Origin of the sequence: Bradyrhizobium sp. WSM3983 (assembly GCF_000473045.1) — a bacterium.
Lineage (GTDB): Bacteria > Pseudomonadota > Alphaproteobacteria > Rhizobiales > Xanthobacteraceae > Bradyrhizobium.
Window position 1 is genome coordinate 74435 of the sequence record NZ_KI421489.1, and the last position, 18756, is coordinate 93190.

Annotated in this window: 16 protein-coding genes; 10 read left to right on the plus strand and 6 right to left on the minus strand. The window is 63.1% G+C overall.

Going from position 1 to position 18756, the window contains the following annotated elements:
• Positions 1–98 precede the first annotated feature (98 nt).
• The gene (locus tag YUA_RS0141115; RefSeq protein WP_027535835.1) at positions 99–1121 is read right to left on the minus strand and encodes an ABC transporter substrate-binding protein; all 1023 of its coding nucleotides are present in this window, start codon (positions 1119–1121) and stop codon (positions 99–101) included.
• 139 nt (positions 1122–1260) lie between these two features.
• Between YUA_RS0141115 and YUA_RS0141120 the strand changes: the two genes are divergently transcribed.
• From YUA_RS0141120 to YUA_RS0141135, 4 genes are all read left to right on the plus strand, one after another.
• Entirely contained in the window at positions 1261–2067 is an 807-nt protein-coding gene (locus tag YUA_RS0141120) for a creatininase family protein (protein ID WP_027535836.1), read from the plus strand.
• 139 nt (positions 2068–2206) lie between these two features.
• Complete coding sequence (locus YUA_RS0141125; protein ID WP_027535837.1) at positions 2207–2470, plus strand: hypothetical protein; 264 nt, start codon at positions 2207–2209, stop codon at positions 2468–2470.
• A gap of 411 nt (positions 2471–2881) precedes the next feature.
• On the plus strand, positions 2882–4858 hold the full coding sequence (locus YUA_RS0141130) for a carbohydrate porin (protein WP_027535838.1): 1977 nt from the start codon (positions 2882–2884) through the stop codon (positions 4856–4858).
• 125 nt (positions 4859–4983) lie between these two features.
• Positions 4984–6282, plus strand: a complete 1299-nt coding sequence (locus YUA_RS0141135; protein WP_027535839.1) for a hemolysin family protein — start codon at positions 4984–4986, stop codon at positions 6280–6282.
• Positions 6283–6494: 212 nt separating this feature from the next.
• Here YUA_RS0141135 and YUA_RS0141140 read toward each other — a convergent pair whose 3' ends face one another.
• The 3 genes from YUA_RS0141140 to YUA_RS0141150 all read right to left on the minus strand — a co-directional run bounded on the left by YUA_RS0141140 (position 6495) and on the right by YUA_RS0141150 (position 9572).
• Positions 6495–6734, minus strand: coding sequence for a PilZ domain-containing protein (locus YUA_RS0141140; RefSeq protein ID WP_027535840.1), 240 nt, complete (start codon positions 6732–6734; stop codon positions 6495–6497).
• A 107-nt stretch (positions 6735–6841) separates the two neighbouring features.
• On the minus strand, positions 6842–8527 hold the full coding sequence (locus tag YUA_RS0141145; RefSeq protein ID WP_198029601.1) for an FMN-binding glutamate synthase family protein: 1686 nt from the start codon (positions 8525–8527) through the stop codon (positions 6842–6844).
• A 271-nt stretch (positions 8528–8798) separates the two neighbouring features.
• A complete protein-coding gene (locus YUA_RS0141150) occupies positions 8799–9572 on the minus strand; it encodes a ferredoxin--NADP reductase (protein WP_027535842.1) in 774 nt (257 codons plus the stop codon).
• A 386-nt stretch (positions 9573–9958) separates the two neighbouring features.
• Here YUA_RS0141150 and YUA_RS0141155 point away from each other — a divergent pair, with 386 nt between their 5' ends.
• Entirely contained in the window at positions 9959–10762 is an 804-nt protein-coding gene (locus tag YUA_RS0141155) for a RimK family alpha-L-glutamate ligase (protein ID WP_027535843.1), read from the plus strand.
• Positions 10763–10952: 190 nt separating this feature from the next.
• Here YUA_RS0141155 and YUA_RS0141160 read toward each other — a convergent pair whose 3' ends face one another.
• Complete coding sequence (locus YUA_RS0141160) at positions 10953–11873, minus strand: amino acid ABC transporter substrate-binding protein (RefSeq protein ID WP_027535844.1); 921 nt, start codon at positions 11871–11873, stop codon at positions 10953–10955.
• A 12-nt stretch (positions 11874–11885) separates the two neighbouring features.
• The gene (locus tag YUA_RS0141165; RefSeq protein ID WP_027535845.1) at positions 11886–13181 is read right to left on the minus strand and encodes a dicarboxylate/amino acid:cation symporter; all 1296 of its coding nucleotides are present in this window, start codon (positions 13179–13181) and stop codon (positions 11886–11888) included.
• Positions 13182–13390: 209 nt separating this feature from the next.
• Here YUA_RS0141165 and YUA_RS0141170 point away from each other — a divergent pair, with 209 nt between their 5' ends.
• The 5 genes from YUA_RS0141170 to YUA_RS0141190 all read left to right on the plus strand — a co-directional run bounded on the left by YUA_RS0141170 (position 13391) and on the right by YUA_RS0141190 (position 18712).
• Positions 13391–14392 carry an NADP-dependent oxidoreductase gene (locus YUA_RS0141170; RefSeq protein WP_027535846.1) on the plus strand — a complete coding sequence of 334 codons (1002 nt, stop codon included), beginning with the start codon at positions 13391–13393 and terminating at the stop codon, positions 14390–14392.
• Positions 14393–14602: 210 nt separating this feature from the next.
• On the plus strand, positions 14603–15448 hold the full coding sequence (locus YUA_RS0141175; RefSeq protein WP_027535847.1) for a cysteine rich repeat-containing protein: 846 nt from the start codon (positions 14603–14605) through the stop codon (positions 15446–15448).
• A gap of 109 nt (positions 15449–15557) precedes the next feature.
• A complete protein-coding gene (locus YUA_RS0141180; RefSeq protein WP_027535848.1) occupies positions 15558–15773 on the plus strand; it encodes a hypothetical protein in 216 nt (71 codons plus the stop codon).
• A 189-nt stretch (positions 15774–15962) separates the two neighbouring features.
• A complete protein-coding gene (locus YUA_RS0141185) occupies positions 15963–17102 on the plus strand; it encodes an FAD-dependent monooxygenase (RefSeq protein ID WP_027535849.1) in 1140 nt (379 codons plus the stop codon).
• The gene (locus YUA_RS0141190; RefSeq protein WP_027535850.1) at positions 17099–18712 is read left to right on the plus strand and encodes a benzoate-CoA ligase family protein; all 1614 of its coding nucleotides are present in this window, start codon (positions 17099–17101) and stop codon (positions 18710–18712) included. The genes YUA_RS0141185 and YUA_RS0141190 overlap by 4 nt, the downstream gene beginning before the upstream one ends.
• The last annotated feature ends 44 nt before the right edge of the window (positions 18713–18756 follow it).

An 18756-nucleotide genomic window follows, 5' to 3' on the forward strand; every position in this document is an offset into this window, starting at 1 on the left:
ATCCCCTCACCCGGATCGCATCTGTCGATGCGATCCGATCTCTCCCTACGGGAGAGGTGAACTGCGCCGCGGCATGGTGGTCTAACTCAAGCATACGGTTACGGCTTGGCGGGGCGCAGCTCGACACCGACGCCCTTGTTGACGAAGCGCAGCGTGTAGGACTTGCGGAAGTCGAGATCGCCCTTCACGACGCCGGCCTTCACCATCTTGTTGAAGAATGAGGTGTAGCGATCGTCGCTCATCGCGCCGATGCCGTTCTTCAGGCTGTCGCCGGAATCGACGATGCCGTATTCCTTCATCTTGGAGACGGAATAGGCGAGCAGCTCGTCGGTCATCTCCGGATTGAGCGTCTTGATCATGGCATTGCCGGCGGAATTGTCGCCGTAGATGTAATTGTACCAGCCGATCATGGAGGCATCGACGAAGCGCTGCACCAGATCCGCCTTCTTCTCGACCAGGTCGCGGCGGGTCTCGATCAGGGTCGAATAGGTGTTGAAGCCGGCATCGGCGAGCAGGATGACGTTGGGCTTGAAGCCCGCCGCCTTCTCGACCGCGAAAGGCTCGGAGGTCAGATAGCCCTGCATCGCGCTCTTGGGGTTGGCGATGAAGGGCTGCGGATTGAAATTATACGGCCGGACGTTCTTCTCGCTGAAACCATATTCGGACTTCAGCCACTGGAAGTAGCTTCCCATGCCCTCCTTGGAGACGAACAGCGTCAGCGGCTTGAGATCCTCGATCTTGCTGACCTTCGCATCCGGCTGCGTCAGCAACACCTGCGGGTCCTTCTGGAAGATCGCGGCGATGGTCACGACGGGAACGTTGTTGGCGACCGCGTCGAACGACATCAGGGTGTTCGCGGCCATGAAGAAATCGATCTTGCCGGCGATCAGCAGCATCCGGTTGTTCTCGTTGGGCCCGCCCGGAACGATGGTGACGTCGAGCCCATATTTCTTGTAAGTGCCGTCGGCGACCGCCTGGAAGAAGCCGCCATGCTCGGCCTCGGCGACCCAGTTGGTGCCGAAGGTGACCTTGTCCAGGGTTTCCGCGCGCGCCGGCAGGATCGACACGACCGCGGCCAGCAGGCCGATCGTTAACGCTCGCCGCAGATGGGAAGGGCTCATGATGCACTCCGTCGATCGAGTCTGGCCGATATGAAAACAACGCGATAAAACCGCAAGACATTCGGGGACGCGAACCGGCCAGGCCCGCGTCCCCTTCATCGCACCAAACTACGTGACAAATTCGGGCAAAGAAACCTTGATGACGCCTTCGCGCGACTGGACCGAGATCCGCTGGGCCGATGCCGCTCCCGCGGACGTATCGCGCTGGATCGCGGTGCTGCCGCTGGCGGCGACCGAGCAGCACGGCCCGCATCTGCCGCTCGAGACCGACGTGCTGATCGCAGACGCCTATCTTGCGCGCGTGCAGGAGGTGCTGCCCGCGACCATTCCCGCGACGTTCCTGCCGGTCGAACCCATCGGCATTTCCACCGAGCATATCGACTATCCGGGCACGCAGACGCTACCGACCGAGGTGGCGCTGAAGCGCTGGACAGCGATCGGCGAGGACGTCGCGCGACGCGGCATGAAAAAGCTCGTCATCATCACCAGCCATGGTGGCAACAGCGCGGCCATGATGCTAATCGCCCAGGATCTTCGCGCGCATCAAAAACTATTTGTGGTGACGACGTCATGGTCGCGCCTGTCTGGCGCGAAAAAACTGTTCCCGGCCGATGAAGTGCGCCACGGCATTCATGGTGGCGCGGTCGAGACCTCGATCATGCTGGCGCGCTATCCCGACCAGGTGCGCGCCAATGCGATCGCGGATTTCCCCGCGAGCAGCGTCGCGATGGAGAAACAATATCGCTGGCTCTCGACGCAGCGGCCCGCGCCTTTTGCCTGGCAGGCGCAGGATCTCAACGTTAGCGGCGCCGTCGGTGACGCGACGTTGGCCGTAGCCGAGAAGGGCGAGCAGCTCATCGACCAGGGCGCGCGCGCCTTCTGTGAACTGCTGACTGAAGTCGATAACTTCGACGTGAACAGGCTCGCCAAAGGCCCCCTCGGCTAGCTCACATCTATCTGAAATCATTCGGGAAAGCGCTAGATTCCCAGGCCGCCTGAGGCGCTTTCGAACCGGTTCCGGCAAGTCTCCGTCCAATTGGGCACGCGGACCACAACGGACCGCCTCAACCCGGATGGAGTTTCACATGTCGATCAAGACCAAGATTGCCGCCGTCGCTCTCGCTGCCCTCACCGTCACCGCCGGCGTCGCGTCCACCACGTCGACGGCTCAAGCCAAGCCGCTCGGCTGGGGCTGGGGTGTCGGCGCTGGCATCGCCACCGCCGCCATCGTCAGCACCGCGATCGCTGCCGGCAACCAGCCCTATTACAACGGCTATCACCGCTGCGGCTGGGTCGCCCAGTACAACGCTTACGGCCAGTTCGTCGGCAACGTTCGTACTTGCTACTGATTTAAGGCTCTGAGGCCGATCTTACGTGGATCCTGCGTCCGACACGGGCGCCTCATCCACCCCGTGTCGTGCCCCCGACCCCGCCCGGCTGTCCCCCCGGGCGGGGTCATCCTTTTTGAAGACCGGGACTTTGTTGCAGTCGCGTCACATAACGGTGCGAACCAACCACTGCGACACTCTGCACTAGTTGCTATTGCGACTTATTAGCAATAAGGTTCGCAACAAGCGCAGGGGCTTGGCAAGACCTTGGGGTGAAACGCATCGAAACGAGCTCGTCTCGTCCGGTCGCATGAACAGCCAAGACTCTGATGACAAGAGCACCGCGAATCGGCAGGGATGTCGGCAGCGGTTGGGGCACAGTCGCGTCTGGGGGCGTAGGTTTTGACGTTGAGAGGTCACCGACATCGGTATTTGCGGAGGGCCACGGCGCTCGTCTCGGGCGTGCTCGTGTTTCCGGGTGCCAGCTTCGCTGCCGACCTGCCACTGAAGGCGCGCACTGCGAAAACAGTCTACGAGTGGACCGGCTTCTATGTCGGCGGCCACTTCGGCTACGGCGACGCGAGCTTCGGACCCGGCACCAATCCGTTGCCCGAGCAAGGCGTCGTCCTGCCCCACAGCGCAACCGGGCTCAGCGGGGGCTATCAGCTCGGCTACAACCGCCAGCTCGCCAACCGAATCGTGCTTGGAATCGAGGCGGACTCCACGTTCACCGGCACGCGCGATATCGTCGCGCATGAACGATCGCCGACTCCGTTCAACACCACACTCGACTATGTCGGCACCGTGCGCGGCCGCATCGGTTATGCCTTCGACCGCTTCATGCCCTTCGTCACCGGCGGCTTCACCTGGGGCCACACGCATATCAACGTCAACGATGCCGACGGAGTCTCCGAGCTATTTCCGGTCGGAAAGTATCAGACCGGGTGGACCGCAGGCCTCGGCCTTGAATTCGCTGTCAGCGGCAATTGGACCGCGAAGGCCGAGTACGATTACGTCGCGCTGTCGCGGCGAACCTACGATCTCAGCGGCTTTGGCCTCGGCAATGTCGATGTCGAACCGCGCGCTCACCTGTTCAAGCTCGGCCTGAACTACCAGTTTGGCGATACGCCCTGGATGGCGCCCATCAACGGCAAGACGAAGTTGCCGGAGTCCAGCGACTGGAACGTTCACGCGCAGACGACCGTGCTGCCGCAGGGCTACGGGCCGATCCACTCGCCCTATGCCACTCCTCAAAGCCTGCCGGGCAGTGGCCAGTTTCAGGCGACATGGACCACGACGGCTTTCCTGGGTGCGCGTTTGTGGGACGGCGGCGAGTTCTATTTCAATCCCGAGCTGGCGCAGGGTTTTGGCATCAATGGCACGCTCGGGCTCGCCGGTTTCCCCAACGGCGAGGCGCAGAAGGCCGGCGCGGCGTTCCCGAAAATCCGCGCGCAGCGCTACTACTTCAAGCAGACTTTTGGTCTTGGCGGCGAGCAGGAAGAAGTTCCCGACGCTCCGAACCAGCTGGCCGGCAAGCGCGATATCGACCGCGTCACGCTGATCGTTGGCCGCTTCGCCGTGGGCGATTTCTTCGACGGCAATTCCTACGCCAAGGATCCGCGCGCGGACTTCATGAACTGGGCGATGTGGGCCTCGGCCGCCTATGATTTTCCCGCCGACCTGCCCGGCTATACGCGCGGTGCCGTGGTCGAGCTCAATCGCAAGGACTGGGCCGTCCGCGGCGGACTGTTCCAGGTCCCCGATGCACCCAACAGTGATACGCTGGTCTACAAGACGGGCGGCGCGGTCGTCGAGTTCGAGGAGCGCCATTCGATCTTCGAGCAGCCCGGCAAGCTGCGTGTCGGCGTCTTCGCCAACAGCGGCAATACCGCGAACTATCGCGACGTGGTGGCGCTGGCCGCGGCCAATCCCGCGCTGGACATCAACGACATCGCGGTTGCGAACCGGCGCGACCGCTCCAAATACGGCTTCTACGTCAATCTCGAGCAGCAGCTCGTCAACGACGTCGGACTGTTCGTCCGCGCCAGCTGGAACGACGGCCAGAACCAGATCCTCTCCTTCACCGACATCGACCGCTGCCTGTCGGGCGGCCTGTCGATCAAGGGCAGCCGCTGGGGACGTGCGGACGACACGGTCGGCATCGGCGGCGCCATCAACGGCCTGTCGGCCGCGCATCGCGACTTCCTCGCCGCCGGCGGCACGGGTCTGCTGATCGGCGACGGCCAGCTCAACTATCGCACCGAACGCATTCTCGAGGCCTACTACGCCTATTCGGTGATCAAGGGCGTGACGCTGACCGCCGACTATCAGCTCGTGGTCAATCCCGCCTACAACGCGGACCGCGGTCCGGTCTCGATTGTTTCCGGCCGTCTGCACGCCGAGTTCTGAGCCTCAAGCCCAGTTCCAGCCCGGTGCGACAATTTGGGCGGAACCGGCAAATCGCGTGTCGAGTTCATATATGGTGCACTCGGGCCGGCGTCCGCCGGACCCGATTCTCCATTTCATTGCGCAAAATGCTGTCCGTCGAACTTCTCATCGTCGTCGTCCTGATCGTCATCAACGGTCTGCTCTCCATGTCGGAGCTCGCCGTGGTCTCGTCCCGCCCCGCCAGGCTGTCGCTGCTCGCCGCCAAGGGCGTGCGCGGTGCCGAGCGCGCGCTGCGGCTTGCGGCCGACCCCGGAAAATTCCTGTCGACGGTGCAGATCGGCATCACGCTGGTCGGCGTGCTCTCGGGTGCGTTCTCGGGCGCGACGCTTGGGCAGCGGCTGACGCAATGGCTGATGGAGCTCGGCCTGTCGTCGGGTGTCGCCGACATCGTCGGCGTCGGCATCGTCGTCACGCTCATCACCTATGCGACCCTGATCGTCGGCGAGCTGGTGCCGAAGCAGGTGGCGCTGCGCGACCCTGAAAGCATCGCGGTCAAGGTCGCGCCGGCGATGGACGTGCTTGCGAAGGTCTCGCTGCCGCTCGTCTTCCTGCTCGACGTCTCGGGCAAGCTGATCCTCACGCTGCTCGGCCGCGGCGGCAAGGCCGAGGAGAAGGTGTCGGAGGACGAGATCCATCATCTCGTCAGCGAAGCCGAGAGCGCGGGCGTGCTGGAGTCGGGCGAAAAGGAGATGATCGCGGGCGTGATGCGGCTCGGCGACCGGCCGGTCGGCGCGATCATGACGCCGCGTACGGAGGTCAACGAGATCGACCTGCGCGATCCACCGGAGACCATTCAAGCGACCATCGCAAAGAGCCCGCATTCGCGCTTTCCTGTCTCGGACGGCGATCGCGACAAGCCGATCGGCGTGCTTCAGGCCAAGGACCTGCTGGTCGCCTACATGAACGAACGCACGCCGGATCTGCGCGCGCTTGTTCGCGAGGCGCCGGGGATTCCCGCGTCAGCAGACGCCCGCGATGTGCTGGCGATCCTGAAAGCTGCTCCGGTTCATGTCGGCCTTGTCTATGACGAATACGGCGCCTTCGAGGGCGTGGTGACGACGGCCGACATCCTCGAGTCGATCGTCGGCGCCTTCCATTCCGAAGAAGGCCCGCCGGAGCCGGCCTATGTCAGACGCGCGGACGACACACTCCTCGTCTCAGGCTGGATGCCCGTCGACGAGTTCGGCGAGCTTCTCAGCGTCGAGCTGCCGCCGCATCACCGCTACAACACGGTGGCAGGCCTCGTGCTGCAGCAATTCACAGTGCTGCCCAATGTCGGCGACGCCTTCGACTTCGCCGGCTGGCACATCGAGGTGGTCGATCTCGACGGCAGGAGGATCGACAAGATTTTGGCGAGCCGGCTCGGTGAAGTCGTGACGGGGTGAGCGAACGGTGATGTGCTAGAACGCAGGACGGCGCATCAAGCTCCACTCGTCGTCCCGGCGAAGGCCGGGACCCATAACCACAAAATTGAATTTTGCGAAGTCTGGTAGTTGCGCGGTACTGCTGCCTGCGCATGCTCGATAAATCACGCGGTATGGGTCCCGGCCTTCGCCGGGACGACGCCGAATCTGTTGCGCGAGCTCGCGCCAAACCCTCACCCGAACCGCACCCCGATCCGCTTTTCCTTGCGCCACACCACGGTGCAGGGCAGATGCGCTCCGTCGGCCTTGACGGACAGGGTGAAGTGCTCGGGAATTCCGACCGGGCTGGTGACATCCAGCGCCGCGCCGATGTCCGAAAAATTGCGGACGGTGCAGTCGATCGCGCCGCCGCCGAACTTGATGGTTCCGGCTTTCAATACACGATGCCTAGTTTTGTCACGCCGTTCATCCATGGGGCCAATTTACACCCAAAGCTGACACAGACGTTAAAGCGCTACCCTACCCTTCACAAATTTCGCGCCGCCGCAGGAGCAGGCGGATCATCCGGTGGGCCGGGCGCTCACAGCGCCGGCTGAAACGAATCCGTCCGCGCCATCCGCCAGGCGTCGCGAAACCGAGGGTCTTCCGTGCCTTCGAGCAGCTCGCCCCGGCGCAGCGGCGGATAGAGCTGAGCGAAGGATTGCACATGAGTCGTCGATGTCCGCTGGCTGAAGTGGATCGGGCGCAGTTGCTGCGGATGCTCGAGGCCCGCCGCGGCGATCAACTCGGTCAGCGAGTGCAACGTCGCGTGGTGATAATTGTGCACGCGGTCGATCTTGAGCGGCACATACAGCGCGCGCGCCCGCGTCGGGTCCTGGGTCGCAACCCCGGTCGGGCAGCGGTCGGTGTGGCAACTCAGCGACTGGATGCAGCCGAGCGAGAACATGAAGCCGCGCGCCGAATTGCACCAGTCGGCGCCGATCGCCATCGCGCGCGCCATGTCGAAAGCGGTGGCGATCTTGCCGGACGCACCGAGCTTGATGCGATCGCGCGCATTGATGCCGACCAGCGCGTTGTGGACGAAATTGACGCCTTCGCGCATCGGCATGCCCAGGTGATCCATGAACTCCAGCGGCGCGGCACCGGTGCCGCCCTCGTTGCCGTCGACGACGATGAAGTCCGGATAGATCCCGGTTTCCAGCATCGCCTTGCAGATCGCCAGAAACTCCCAGGGATGGCCGATGCAGAGCTTGAAGCCGGCCGGCTTGCCACCGGAGAGCTTTCGCATCTCGGCGATGAACTGCATCATGCCTGTCGGCGTGGAGAAGGCGCGGTGCGAGGCCGGCGATATGCAGTCCTCGCCCATCGAGACGCCGCGGATCTTGGAGATCTCCTCGGAGACTTTCGCCGCCGGCAGCACGCCGCCATGACCGGGCTTGGCGCCCTGGCTGATCTTCAGCTCGACCATCTTGATCTGGTCCTGGCTCGCGACCCGCGCGAACGCATCGGGATCGAAGGTGCCGTCGAGATGGCGGCATCCGAAATAGCCGGAGCCGATTTCCCAGATGATGTCGCCGCCCATCTCGGCGTGATAGGGGCTGAAGCCGCCCTCGCCGGTGTCATGGGCGAAGCCGCCCTTCTTGGCGCCGGCATTGAGCGCCCGCACCGCGTTCGGGCTGAGCGCGCCAAAGCTCATCGCCGAGATGTTGAACACCGAGGCCGAATAGGGCTTTGCGCAATCCGGCCCCCCGATGGTGACGCGAAACTTCTGCTCGGCATGCGCTTTCGGCGACACCGAGTGATGCATCCACTCATAGCCCTCGCGATAGACGTCCTCCTGGGTGCCGAACGGACGCTTGTCGAGCTGCATCTTGGCGCGCTGATAGACCACCGCGCGAATGTCGCGCGAGAACGGCATGCCGTCCTTCTCGCTCTCGAAGAAATACTGCCGCATCTCCGGCCTGATCTCTTCGAGCAGAAAGCGGATGTGCGCCGAGATCGGGTAGTTGCGCAGAACCGCATGGCCCTTTTGCATGAGATCGCGGACGCCGAGAACCGTCAGCGCGCCGAAGATCGCAATCGGGATCAGGAGGATGCCGAAGATCTTGCGGTCGGCGATGCCGATGCCGATCAGGAGCGCGGTGACGACCGCGCAGATCGTCAGGATGATGAAGCGCGGAGAGAAAGGAAGCAGCAGCGTTTCCATCATCCCCTCTTCCGCCAGCGGCAGGCGCTTGGGTGATGGGGGGTTGGGCGCTTCCTGCATGTTGTTGTCGGCCACGATTCCCATCCTCTCGCCAGCATGAGGCGATACGATACGCCTGCGCCTGTCATACGGATATGACGTGGCGCTTGTTTCAGGCTAGCGAATTTGACCGGGACAAATCAATCAGCCCGATGGGCGGGCTGCTGCAATGCAGCATAGGTAAGGATGGAAAGCGGCCGCAGTTGACCTGTCCATCCCGGGCAAGCGTAAGCGCAGACCCGGGACCAAAGGACTCTGGGCTGGGAGAGCAGATGGTGGCAGCGAACCGCGCTTACCGCTCGACGAACGCCTTCTCGATCACGAAATGGCCGGGCTTGTTGCCGGAGCCTTCGATGAAATCGCGGCCTTCGAACATCACCTTGAGCTCTTCGAGCATCGCCGGGCTGCCGCACATCATGACGCGGTCGGTTGCGATGTCGAGCGGGCCCTGGCCGATGTCGTTGAAGATCTGCCCGGAGTTGATGAGGTCGGTAATGCGGCCGCGATTGCGGAACGGCTCGCGGGTCACGGTCGGATAATAGATCAGCTTGTCCGCGAGCAGCTCGCCGAACAGCTCGTCCTCGCGCAAATTCGCGACGAGCTTCTCGCCGTAAGCGAGCTCGGAGACCTGGCGGCAGCCGTGGACCAGCACGATGCTCTCGAACTGGTCATAGACCTCGGGGTCCTTGATCAGGCTCGCGAACGGCGCGAGGCCGGTGCCGGTCGAGAGCAGCATCAGCCGCTTGCCGGGAATGAGGTTGTCGGTGATCAACGTGCCGGTCGCCTTGCGCCCGACCAGGATGATGTCGCCTTCCTTGATCTTCTGCAGGCGCGAGGTCAGCGGACCGTCCTGCACCTTGATCGAGAAGAACTCGAGCTCTTCCTCGTGATTGGCGCTGGCCATGCTGTAGGCACGCAACAGCGGCCGGCCGTCGACCTCGAGGCCGATCATCGCGAACTGGCCGTTCTGGAAGCGGAAGCCGGTGTCGCGCGTGGCGCGGAAGCTGAACAGCGTGTCGGTCCAGTGCTGGACGGAAAGAACCTTCTCTCGGTAAAACGCGCTCATGATTTTCGATATTCCGAATAATTGCGGTTTTAGGGCAAAAGCGTTGCCCGGCCCTGAAAACGGGCGGACACCATTGCCATGGCGGAGGATTTCGCGTGTGTGATCTACGCCATTGAGACCAATAATCAACCTCGTTCCGGATACAATTGATGCCGGTCAAAGCGGCATTTGCGGCGGAAATGGCCACATCATTAACGGATCTGCTGTTCGAGGCGTGTAGAGGGCAATTTCTTTTCCCTTTCAGGCGCGAAAGCAGCACTTAATTTCCATCCAGCTCGCGAGAATTTCATTAAGAATAGCTCTGACTTTCATCCCCGGTTTGGCGCCGTTTCCCGCATTTTTGCGGCTTTTGGCGACAGGAACGATCAGGACAAGCGACTGAACACATGGCGGCAAGCGGCGAGCGGATATTCGTCCAGTCGATCAGGAGCTATGGCGGCCGCCATGGCATCGACGTCGATGTCCGCGCCGGCGGCTGGCTGATCGCGATGCGCCGTGGCGAGATGCGCCGCTTCGCCTTCGGCTACGACATCGGCCTCAACGGCGCGATCGCGCATCGCCTCGCCAACGACAAATCGGCAACCGCCGAGGCGCTGTCGCTTCAGGGCGTGCCCTGCATTCCGCATCACCTCTTCCTCAACCCGAAGCTGGGCGAGAAGGTTGTTGGCGTCGCCTGGCGAGAGACCATGCTGGGGCTGCTTCACGACAATCCGCAAGGCGTGGTGGTGAAGCCCAACGAGGGGACGTCAGGACGATCGGTCTTCAGGGTGACGACGGAGATGGAGCTCGACCACGCGGCTGGCGAAGTCTTCTCGATGAGCACAGGGCTGGTGATCTCGCCTTATGTCGAGATCGAGGACGAGGTCCGCGTGATCCTGCTCGATGAGGTGCCCTTCGTCGTCTACAGCAAGCAGCGCGGCTCGGATTGGCGTCACAATCTCGATGCCGGCGCAAAGCCCGTGCTGCTGGAGGACGGCGAGGTCCGCACGGCGTGCGTGAAGCTCGCGACCAGCGCGGCGAGCGCTATCGGAATCGTCTTTGCGTCAATTGACGTGGTGCGCGTGGATGGCGCCTGGCGCGTGCTGGAGATCAATTCCGGCGTGATGATGGAGGCGCTGGCGAAGCTGCATCCGGAACTGGTGCAGGCGACATATGACTCGGCGCTGGACCGGGTGTTTGGAAGAAAATAGTAGCCGCGAACTCGCTGCACCCTCCCCTGGAGGGGGAGGGTCGGCTCACGTTGAGCGCAGCGAAATGTGCGACGGGGTGGAGTGACGGTCTCGCCGCATCCAACAGTGCCCGTGGGGAGAGATCATCCCACCCCGCCCGCGCTTCGCGCGAGCGACCCTCCCCCTCCAGGGGAGGGTGAGAAGATCGCCGCTAGTTATTCGCGCTCGCCGAATCGTCCATCGCTTTAAACGCTTCTTCCAGTTGCAGCGAGATCGGCACGTTCATTTTCTCGCCGGTCGGCATGCGTGCGATGAACCATTTGTTGTAGAGCGGCACGAGGTCATGGTTGGAGCCGAGCTTGCGGAAGGTGCGGTCGACGACGGCCGCGAGTTGCGGATCGCCCTTGCGGAACATGATGCCGTAGGGATCGTAGGACAGATAGTCGCCGGTGACGCGGAATTTGTCTTGCGATTTGTGGCGCACGATCAGGCCCGACAGCAAGATGTCGTCGGTCGCGAACGCGTCGGCCTTGCCGTCGACCAGCATCTGGTATGACTGCTCGTGATCGGCGCCGACGACGATGTTCAACCCGAGCGACGACTTCTTGTCGGCCGCCTGGACCGCCTGCTCGTTGGTGGTGCCCTTCGTCACCACGATGGTCTTGCCCTTCAGGTCCGTCAGCGACTGGACCTTGGAGGCCTTCGGCACCATCAACTTGGTGCCGGCAACGAACATCAGCGGCGAGAAGGCAACACGTTTGCCGCGCTCGGAATTGGCCGTGGTCGAGCCGCATTCCAGATCGATCTTGTTCTGAAGCACGGCGTCGATGCGGTCGTCCGAGGTAACCTTGACGTAGTCGATCTTCAGATTGGCGTCGTCGACCTCGACGCCGATCTCCTCGACGATGGCCTCGCACAATTCGAGGCTGTACCCGATCGGGCGGTTGGCCTGGTCGAGGAAGGAGAACGGCGGCGAGCTCTCGCGATAGCCGAGCCGCACGGTGTGACTGCTCTTGATGGCTGACAGCGTCGGGCTAAGCCCTTCGCTGCCGCCGGTCTGGGCGGAGGCGCTGGTTGCCAGCAAACACGCTGCCAGCAACAGACCGCCCGAAATCGCTGTCAAAGGGCGCATGACCCACTCCCGTCAGTGGCCGGCCATCGCGGGCACTTCGCCAGGCACCATGTCGCCCGGCACGACATCGCCCGGCCCCATCGCATGCTCGGGCCCGAGCTCGCCTTCCCATTTCGCGACCACGGCGGTGGCGAGCGAGTTGCCGATCACGTTGGTTGCGCTGCGGCCCATGTCGAGGAAGGTGTCGATTCCCATGATCATCAACAACCCAGCCTCGGGGATGCCGAACTGCGACAGCGTCGAGGCGATCACCACGAGGGAGGCGCGCGGCACGCCCGCGACGCCCTTGGACGTGATCATCAACGTCGCGAGCATCGCAAGCTGGGTCGAGAGCGACATCTCGATGTGATAGGTCTGCGCGATGAAGATGCTGGCGAAGGTGCAGTACATCATCGTGCCGTCGAGATTGAAGGAATAACCGAGCGGCAGCACGAAGCTCGAGATCCGCGACGAGGCGCCGAAGCGGTTGAGGCCTTCGAGCGTCTTGGGATAGGCCGCTTCCGAGCTCGCGGTGGAGAACGCGATCATCAACGGCTCGCGGATCAGCCTCAGGAGATGGCCGTAGCGCGGCCCGATCACGACGAAGCCGACGATCACCAGGATGCCCCAGAGGATGAACAGCGACAGATAGAAGCCGCCCATGAAGACGATGAGCTTCCAGAGCACCAGCAGGCCGTTCTTGGCAACCGTCGCGGTGATGGCGGCCCAGACCGCGATCGGCGCGAACAGCATGACGTAGCTCGTCACCTTCAGCATGATGTGGCCGAGATCGTCGATCAACGCCAGGATCTGCTTGGAGCGCTCGGGCAACGCGCCCATCGCCACCGAGAAGAAGACCGCGAAGATCACGATCTGGAGGATTTCATTCTGGGCCATCGCGTCCGCGATCGAGGTCGGGATCAGATGGGTGAGGAATTTTTCGATCGAGAAGGCCGAGACCGGCAAGCCCGTCGACTGAGCCTTGTCCGGTAACGTGCCGGGGAAGTTGGCGCCGGGCTGGAGCAGATTGACCATCACGAGGCCGAGCAGCAGCGAAACGAAGGAGGCGCTGACGAACCAGCCCATGGTCTTGGCAAAGATCCGCCCGAGCCTTGAGCCACTGCCCATATGCGCGATGCCGCCGACCAGGGTCGCAAACACCAGCGGCGCGATGATCATTTTGATCAGGCGCAGGAAGATCACGGCGATCAGGTTGATGGACGAGGCCAAGTCGCCCCGCGTGTCGGGCAGGAAGTTATAGATCGCCGAGCCCATGATGATGCCGAGCACCATCGCCGCCAGAATGTATTGCGTAAATCTATTCGACATTGAATACCCCCACGACATCGGCTGGTTCATGATGTCGCAGATATGACGACTACGCAACACGCTTTGCGTGCGGTCGCTTGGGGCGATGTTCCCGTTGCGAAACTGAACGCGGCGATCTAGCCTTCATGCAGCGCACAACGAATGCGGCCTGCATGTTTTGTTTGCGGCAACTGCATCAATAATCGTCAAACAATCGGAGAGGGAACGCCATGACCGGCAGCATCAATCGCCAAATTCTTCTGGTTGAAAAGCCCAGCGGCAAGCTCGGCCTCGAGCATTTCAAGATGGTCGAGAGCGCGCTTCCGGATACGAAGGACGGCGAGGCCTTGCTGCGCGTGCGTTACATCTCGCTCGATGCCGCCAACCGCGCCTGGATGCACGGGGCGACTTATCGTTCAGCCGTGGAGGCGAACAGCGTAATGGCCGGCGGCGCCATTGCCGAGGTCGTCAGCTCGAAGGCGCCGGAGCTTGCGCCCGGCGACATCGTGTTCGGCGACACCGGCTGGCAGGAGTTTGCTGCAGTGCCCGCAAAGCATTTGACGAAGATGCCGAAGCTCGAGCCGATGACGCATCTGCTCAGCGTGTTCGGCATCGCCGGCCTCACCGCCTATTTCGGCCTGCTGGAGATCGGCAAGCCCAAGGACGGCGAGACCGTCGTGGTCTCGGCGGCTGCGGGCTCGGTCGGTTCGATCGTCGGACAGATCGCCAAGATCAAAGGATGCCGCGTCATCGGCATCGCCGGCGGCGCGGACAAGTGCCACTGGCTGACCTCCGAGCTCGGCTTCGATGCCGCCGTCGACTACAAGGACGGCGCGGTGTTCAAGGCGCTGCGCGCCGCCGCGCCGAAGGGCATCGACGTCTATTTCGATAATGTCGGCGGCGACATTCTCGAGGCCTGCATCCCGCAGATGAACAATTACGGCCGCATCGCCTGTTGCGGTGCGATCTCGCAATATGATGGCGCGCCGTCGGCGCATGGCCCGCGCGGCGTGCCTGGCCTGATCGTCGTGAAGCGGCTCGTCATGCAGGGCTTCATCGTGATGGACTACATGAAGGAGAGCCAGCGCGCGCTCGCCGATCTCCAGGCCTGGGTCAAGTCTGGCAAGTTGAAGGTGCAGGAAGATATCATCGATGGATTGCAGAACACGCCGAACGCGCTGATCGGATTGCTTGCGGGCGAGAACCGTGGCAAGCGCATGGTGGAACTCTGACGACGTCTTGTTTGAGCATGATCCTTTCGGAAAACCGCTGCACACTTTTCCGGATCATGCTCTAAGTTACGTCGCAATTTCACGCGTATTATCTACTTGCGGTAGTGGCCAAAGCGGCCAAGGATGCTGCACGCGACATCACCCGCGACGATTGTTTGCATCACTTTTATGAAAGCGTCGGCGTTACGGACAGGGCAGGAATTCACTCAAATGTTCAACTCGTTGAAACATGCATCAACGCGTCACGCGTTGTTCGCCGCAGCACTCTTCGCAACTGCAACAAGCGCGTTCGCGCAAGCACCGACCGAGGCTCAGAAGAGCGCCATACGCTCCGCATGCCGCTCGGATTTCATCGCCCACTGCTCGAGCGTGACGCCCGGCGGCGTCGAAGCGTATCAATGTTTGCAGAGCCACATGTCGAGCCTGTCGTCGGGATGCCAGACGGCAGTTCGCGCGGTCGAGCCGGCTGCAACCCCGAAGACCGAGGCGGCGCCCGCCAAATCTGAGCCGGCTAGATCTGAACCTGCCAAATCTGAACCTGCAAAGACTGAGGCAGCGCCAGCAGCCGAGCCTGCGGCGAAGCCGGCTGCAGGATCCGCTCCGAAGGCGGCGGCGGCAAAGCAGCCGAGCAGCACACAAGTTGCTGCGGTCAAGGGCGCGTGCCGCGCCGATTATCCCAAGGTTTGCGCCAGCGTGCCGCCGGGCGGCGCTCCCGCGCTCGAATGCCTGGAGAAGAACAAGGCCAAGGTTTCGGCGGCTTGCGCGAAAGCCGTGACCGCTGCGGCCGGTGGCGGCGGCGCGACGGCGGCGCCAGCAGGCGGTGCCGCACCCGCTGCCGGAGCAGCGCCGGCGGCCGCTCCCGCCGCGATCGTTCTGCGTCCGCTGCGGCCGCGCGAAGAGCTGTTCATCGTCCGCTCCGCCTGCGGCGCCGACATCCGCACGCTCTGCGCCGGCGTCCAGCCCGGTGGCGGCCGCATCGTGCAGTGTATCACCAGCAACGCGGCGTCGCTGTCGCCGGGCTGCAAGGACGTGCTTGCGCCGTTCGCCGCACGATAAGCAGCACGCAGCCATCGATAGTGGCGGCGCGCGTGAATTTTCGCGCGCCTCTCGCGACTAACCTTTTGAGGACAACTGATTTCAATCACGACAAGACCGGGAGAAAGACATGCGTGCATTCCTGCTCATCGCTTCCGCGCTGCTCGCCTTCGCGGCAACCATGACCTTTGAGGCCTCCGATGCCAACGCGGTGGTGTGCGCCCGCGGCGTCTACCGCGCCGGTTGCGCCGGACCGAACGCGGCCGTCGTCGTTCGCAAGCCCGCGCCGGTAGTCCGTTGTACCAGGGTGCTGGTGAACGGGGTCTATGTGAAGCGCTGCGTCTGATGCGCGGGTAGTCAATCCGGCGCAGTTTGGCTATGGTTCGCAACTGACGGTTTCGGGCACGCGCAAAGCGGGTGCCCGCAGCCGTGCTGCGGCGCACCTCGCTTGCCGATAATTCCGCTGGCATGGGAGACCGGAGCCCATTAGTCTACCCTGAGATAGTAAGTATACTGTCAATTAGGGAGGCAGAATTTGCGGATCGCCGTGATTGGCGGGGGGCCCGGTGGGCTCTACTTCGCCTATCTCTGGAAGAAGCGTCACCCCGAGGATCAAGTCGACCTGTTCGAACAGAACCCGGCCGACGCGACCTGGGGCTTTGGCGTCGTGTTCTCCGACCAGGCCCTCGAGTTCCTGCGCGCCGACGACCCTGAGACTGTCGATGCGATCGCGCCGCATATGGAGAGCTGGGAGAACATCACGCTGAACCAAGGCGGCGACAGCGTCGCCATCGATGGCGTCGGCTTTTCCTCGATCGGACGGCTCGAGCTCCTGCAATTCCTGCAGCAGCGCGCGCTCGATGCTGGCGTCACCCCGCGTTTCGACAGCCAGATCCACGCGATCGACCAGCTCAACGGCCACGATCTGATCGTCGCCGCCGACGGTTTGAACTCGCTGGTGCGCCGCGCCTATGAGGGTGATTTCGGCACCTCGCTGTCCTACTCCTCCAACAAATTCGTCTGGTACGGCACCTCAAAACGCTTCGACACGTTGTCGCAGACGTTTGTGAAGACCGACCGCGGCGCGTTCAATGCGCACCATTACCGCTACTCGCCGACCATGAGCACCTTCCTGGTCGAATGCGATCACGCGACCTGGCAGGCCTATGGCTTCGCCTACAAGGACGTCGAGCAGTCCAAGGGCGTCTGCGAGGAGGTGTTCGCCGACACGCTCGGCGGCCATTGCCTGGTCTCCAACAAATCGGTCTGGCGCAACTTTCCCTGGGTCTGGAACGAGCACTGGTCGTTCAAGAACATGGTGCTGATCGGCGACGCGCTGCACTCGGCGCATTTCTCGATCGGCTCGGGCACGCGGCTCGCGATCGAGGATGCGATCGCGCTGGTGAAGGCGCTGGAATCGGATGCGCATCTGACGACCGCACTGCATCGCTACCAGGCCGCCCGCAAGCCCGTGGTGCAGAAGCTCGTCAATGCCGCGCGCACCTCGGCTTTCTGGTACGAACACTTTGCCCAGCACATGCAGCTTGGTCTGATGGACTTTGCCTACAGCTACATCACCCGCTCCGGCCGCATCGACGATTCCCGGCTGCGCGCAATGTCGCCGGCCTTCATGGCCCGCTACGAGGCCGAGAAGAACGGCGGAGACGCGGCATGAGCAACGAGATACGCGACCAGGTACCCGCGGACAGCGCGGGCGCCCGCGAGATCGGCTTTGCCGTTCCGCATATCTACAATGCCAGCCGCGTGCTGTTCGACAATCTCGCCAAAGGCCGTAGCGACAAGCTCGCACTGATTGGCCCGGCGGGCACGCGGACCTATGCCGAGCTCTGTGGTGAGGCTTGCCGCTGGGGCCACGGCTTTGCGTCGCTCGGCCTGAAGCGCGGCGACCGCGTGCTGCTGTTCCTCGACGACACGCCGGCCTATCCCGCCGCCTTCTTCGGCGCGGTACGCGCAGGCTTCGTGCCGCTCTTGATTAACACGCTGACGCCGCCGGACCTGCTGCAATTCTATCTCGCCGATTCCGGCGCGACCGTTGCGGTCGCGGACGCCGAGTTCTGCGCACGTTTCAATGCTGAAGCCTGCAAGGACACGGAGCTGCGCGCGCTGATCATCGTCAGTGGCGATGTGGGCGATCACGCCGCACCGAAGGCGATGGCCGCCGCGGACTGGCTTCTGCAATTCCCGGCCGAGCTGGAGGAAGCCCCGACGCATCGCAACGAGATGGCGTTCTGGATGTACTCCTCCGGCTCGACCGGCCGGCCCAAGGGCATCGTGCATCTTCAGCACGACATGGCCTATAGCGAGGCCGCTTTTGCCCAGAACGTGCTGAAGCTGACGCCGGACGATATTTGCTTCTCCGTGCCAAAGATCTTCTTCGCCTACGGCTTTGGCAACTCCATCACGTTTCCGTTCTCCGCGGGCGCGGCGACGCTGCTGCTTCCGGGGCAGCCGAAGCCGGCGTCGATCTTCGCGGCGATCGAGCAGTACAAGCCGACGGTCTTCTTCGGGCTGCCGACGCTCTACACCTCGCTGACCAAGGCTGAAGGCGCGAACAAGACCGACTTCTCGTCGCTGCGCATGGCGCTCTCCGCGGCCGAAGTGCTCTCGGCCGAAGTCTTCAATGGCTGGAAGACGCTCGCGGGGCTGGAGATCGTCGAAGGCCTCGGCTCGACCGAGGTGCTGCACATCTATCTCTCCAACCGTCCCGAGCAGAAGAAGCTCGGCGCCGCGGGCTTGCGCGTGCCCGGCTACGAGGTCGCGCTGCGCGACAAGGAGGGGCGCGACGTCGGCGACAATGAGGAAGGCATCTTGTGGGTGCGTGGCGATTCCAACACGCCGCTCTACTGGAACCGGCCGGACAAATCCGCCGAGACCATCCGCGACAACGGCTGGATCTACACCGGCGACCGTTTTGTTCGCGACAGCGACGGTTTTCACTTCTTCCGCGGCCGCGCCGACGATCTCATCAAGATCTCGGGCCAGTGGGTCTACCCGCTGGAGGTCGAGTTGTGCCTCGCCGATCACCCCGAGATCCGCGAATGCGCGGTGTTTGCCGCCGAACTGCCGGATCGCCGCATGACGCTGAAGGCGGTGGTGGTAATGAACAACCGTGCCACCGACCAGAGCGAGGCGACACGGCGGCTGCAGGACTACGTCAAGGGCAAGCTGCTGCCCTACAAATATCCGCGCGAGGTGATCTTCATCGACGAATTGCCGAAGACGGGCACGGGGAAGATCGACCGGCAGGCGTTGTTGCGGATGTAAGGGGAGGTCGTCGCCACACCCTCGCCGTCGTCCCGGCGAAGGCC

What these genes read in the sequence shown, in the direction of transcription:
- YUA_RS0141165 (WP_027535845.1), bottom strand. Translation starts at nt 13,181, where the DNA reads ATGTCGAATAGATTTACGCAATACATTCTGGCGGCGATGGTGCTCGGC.
- YUA_RS0141190 (WP_027535850.1), top strand. Translation starts at nt 17,099, where the DNA reads ATGAGCAACGAGATACGCGACCAGGTACCCGCGGACAGCGCGGGCGCC.
- YUA_RS0141125 (WP_027535837.1), top strand. Translation starts at nt 2,207, where the DNA reads ATGTCGATCAAGACCAAGATTGCCGCCGTCGCTCTCGCTGCCCTCACC.
- YUA_RS0141145 (WP_198029601.1), bottom strand. Translation starts at nt 8,527, where the DNA reads ATGCAGGAAGCGCCCAACCCCCCATCACCCAAGCGCCTGCCGCTGGCG.
- YUA_RS0141180 (WP_027535848.1), top strand. Translation starts at nt 15,558, where the DNA reads ATGCGTGCATTCCTGCTCATCGCTTCCGCGCTGCTCGCCTTCGCGGCA.
- YUA_RS0141135 (WP_027535839.1), top strand. Translation starts at nt 4,984, where the DNA reads ATGCTGTCCGTCGAACTTCTCATCGTCGTCGTCCTGATCGTCATCAAC.
- YUA_RS0141120 (WP_027535836.1), top strand. Translation starts at nt 1,261, where the DNA reads ATGACGCCTTCGCGCGACTGGACCGAGATCCGCTGGGCCGATGCCGCT.
- YUA_RS0141155 (WP_027535843.1), top strand. Translation starts at nt 9,959, where the DNA reads ATGGCGGCAAGCGGCGAGCGGATATTCGTCCAGTCGATCAGGAGCTAT.
- YUA_RS0141160 (WP_027535844.1), bottom strand. Translation starts at nt 11,873, where the DNA reads ATGCGCCCTTTGACAGCGATTTCGGGCGGTCTGTTGCTGGCAGCGTGT.
- YUA_RS0141150 (WP_027535842.1), bottom strand. Translation starts at nt 9,572, where the DNA reads ATGAGCGCGTTTTACCGAGAGAAGGTTCTTTCCGTCCAGCACTGGACC.
- YUA_RS0141175 (WP_027535847.1), top strand. Translation starts at nt 14,603, where the DNA reads ATGTTCAACTCGTTGAAACATGCATCAACGCGTCACGCGTTGTTCGCC.
- YUA_RS0141115 (WP_027535835.1), bottom strand. Translation starts at nt 1,121, where the DNA reads ATGAGCCCTTCCCATCTGCGGCGAGCGTTAACGATCGGCCTGCTGGCC.
- YUA_RS0141140 (WP_027535840.1), bottom strand. Translation starts at nt 6,734, where the DNA reads ATGGATGAACGGCGTGACAAAACTAGGCATCGTGTATTGAAAGCCGGA.
- YUA_RS0141170 (WP_027535846.1), top strand. Translation starts at nt 13,391, where the DNA reads ATGACCGGCAGCATCAATCGCCAAATTCTTCTGGTTGAAAAGCCCAGC.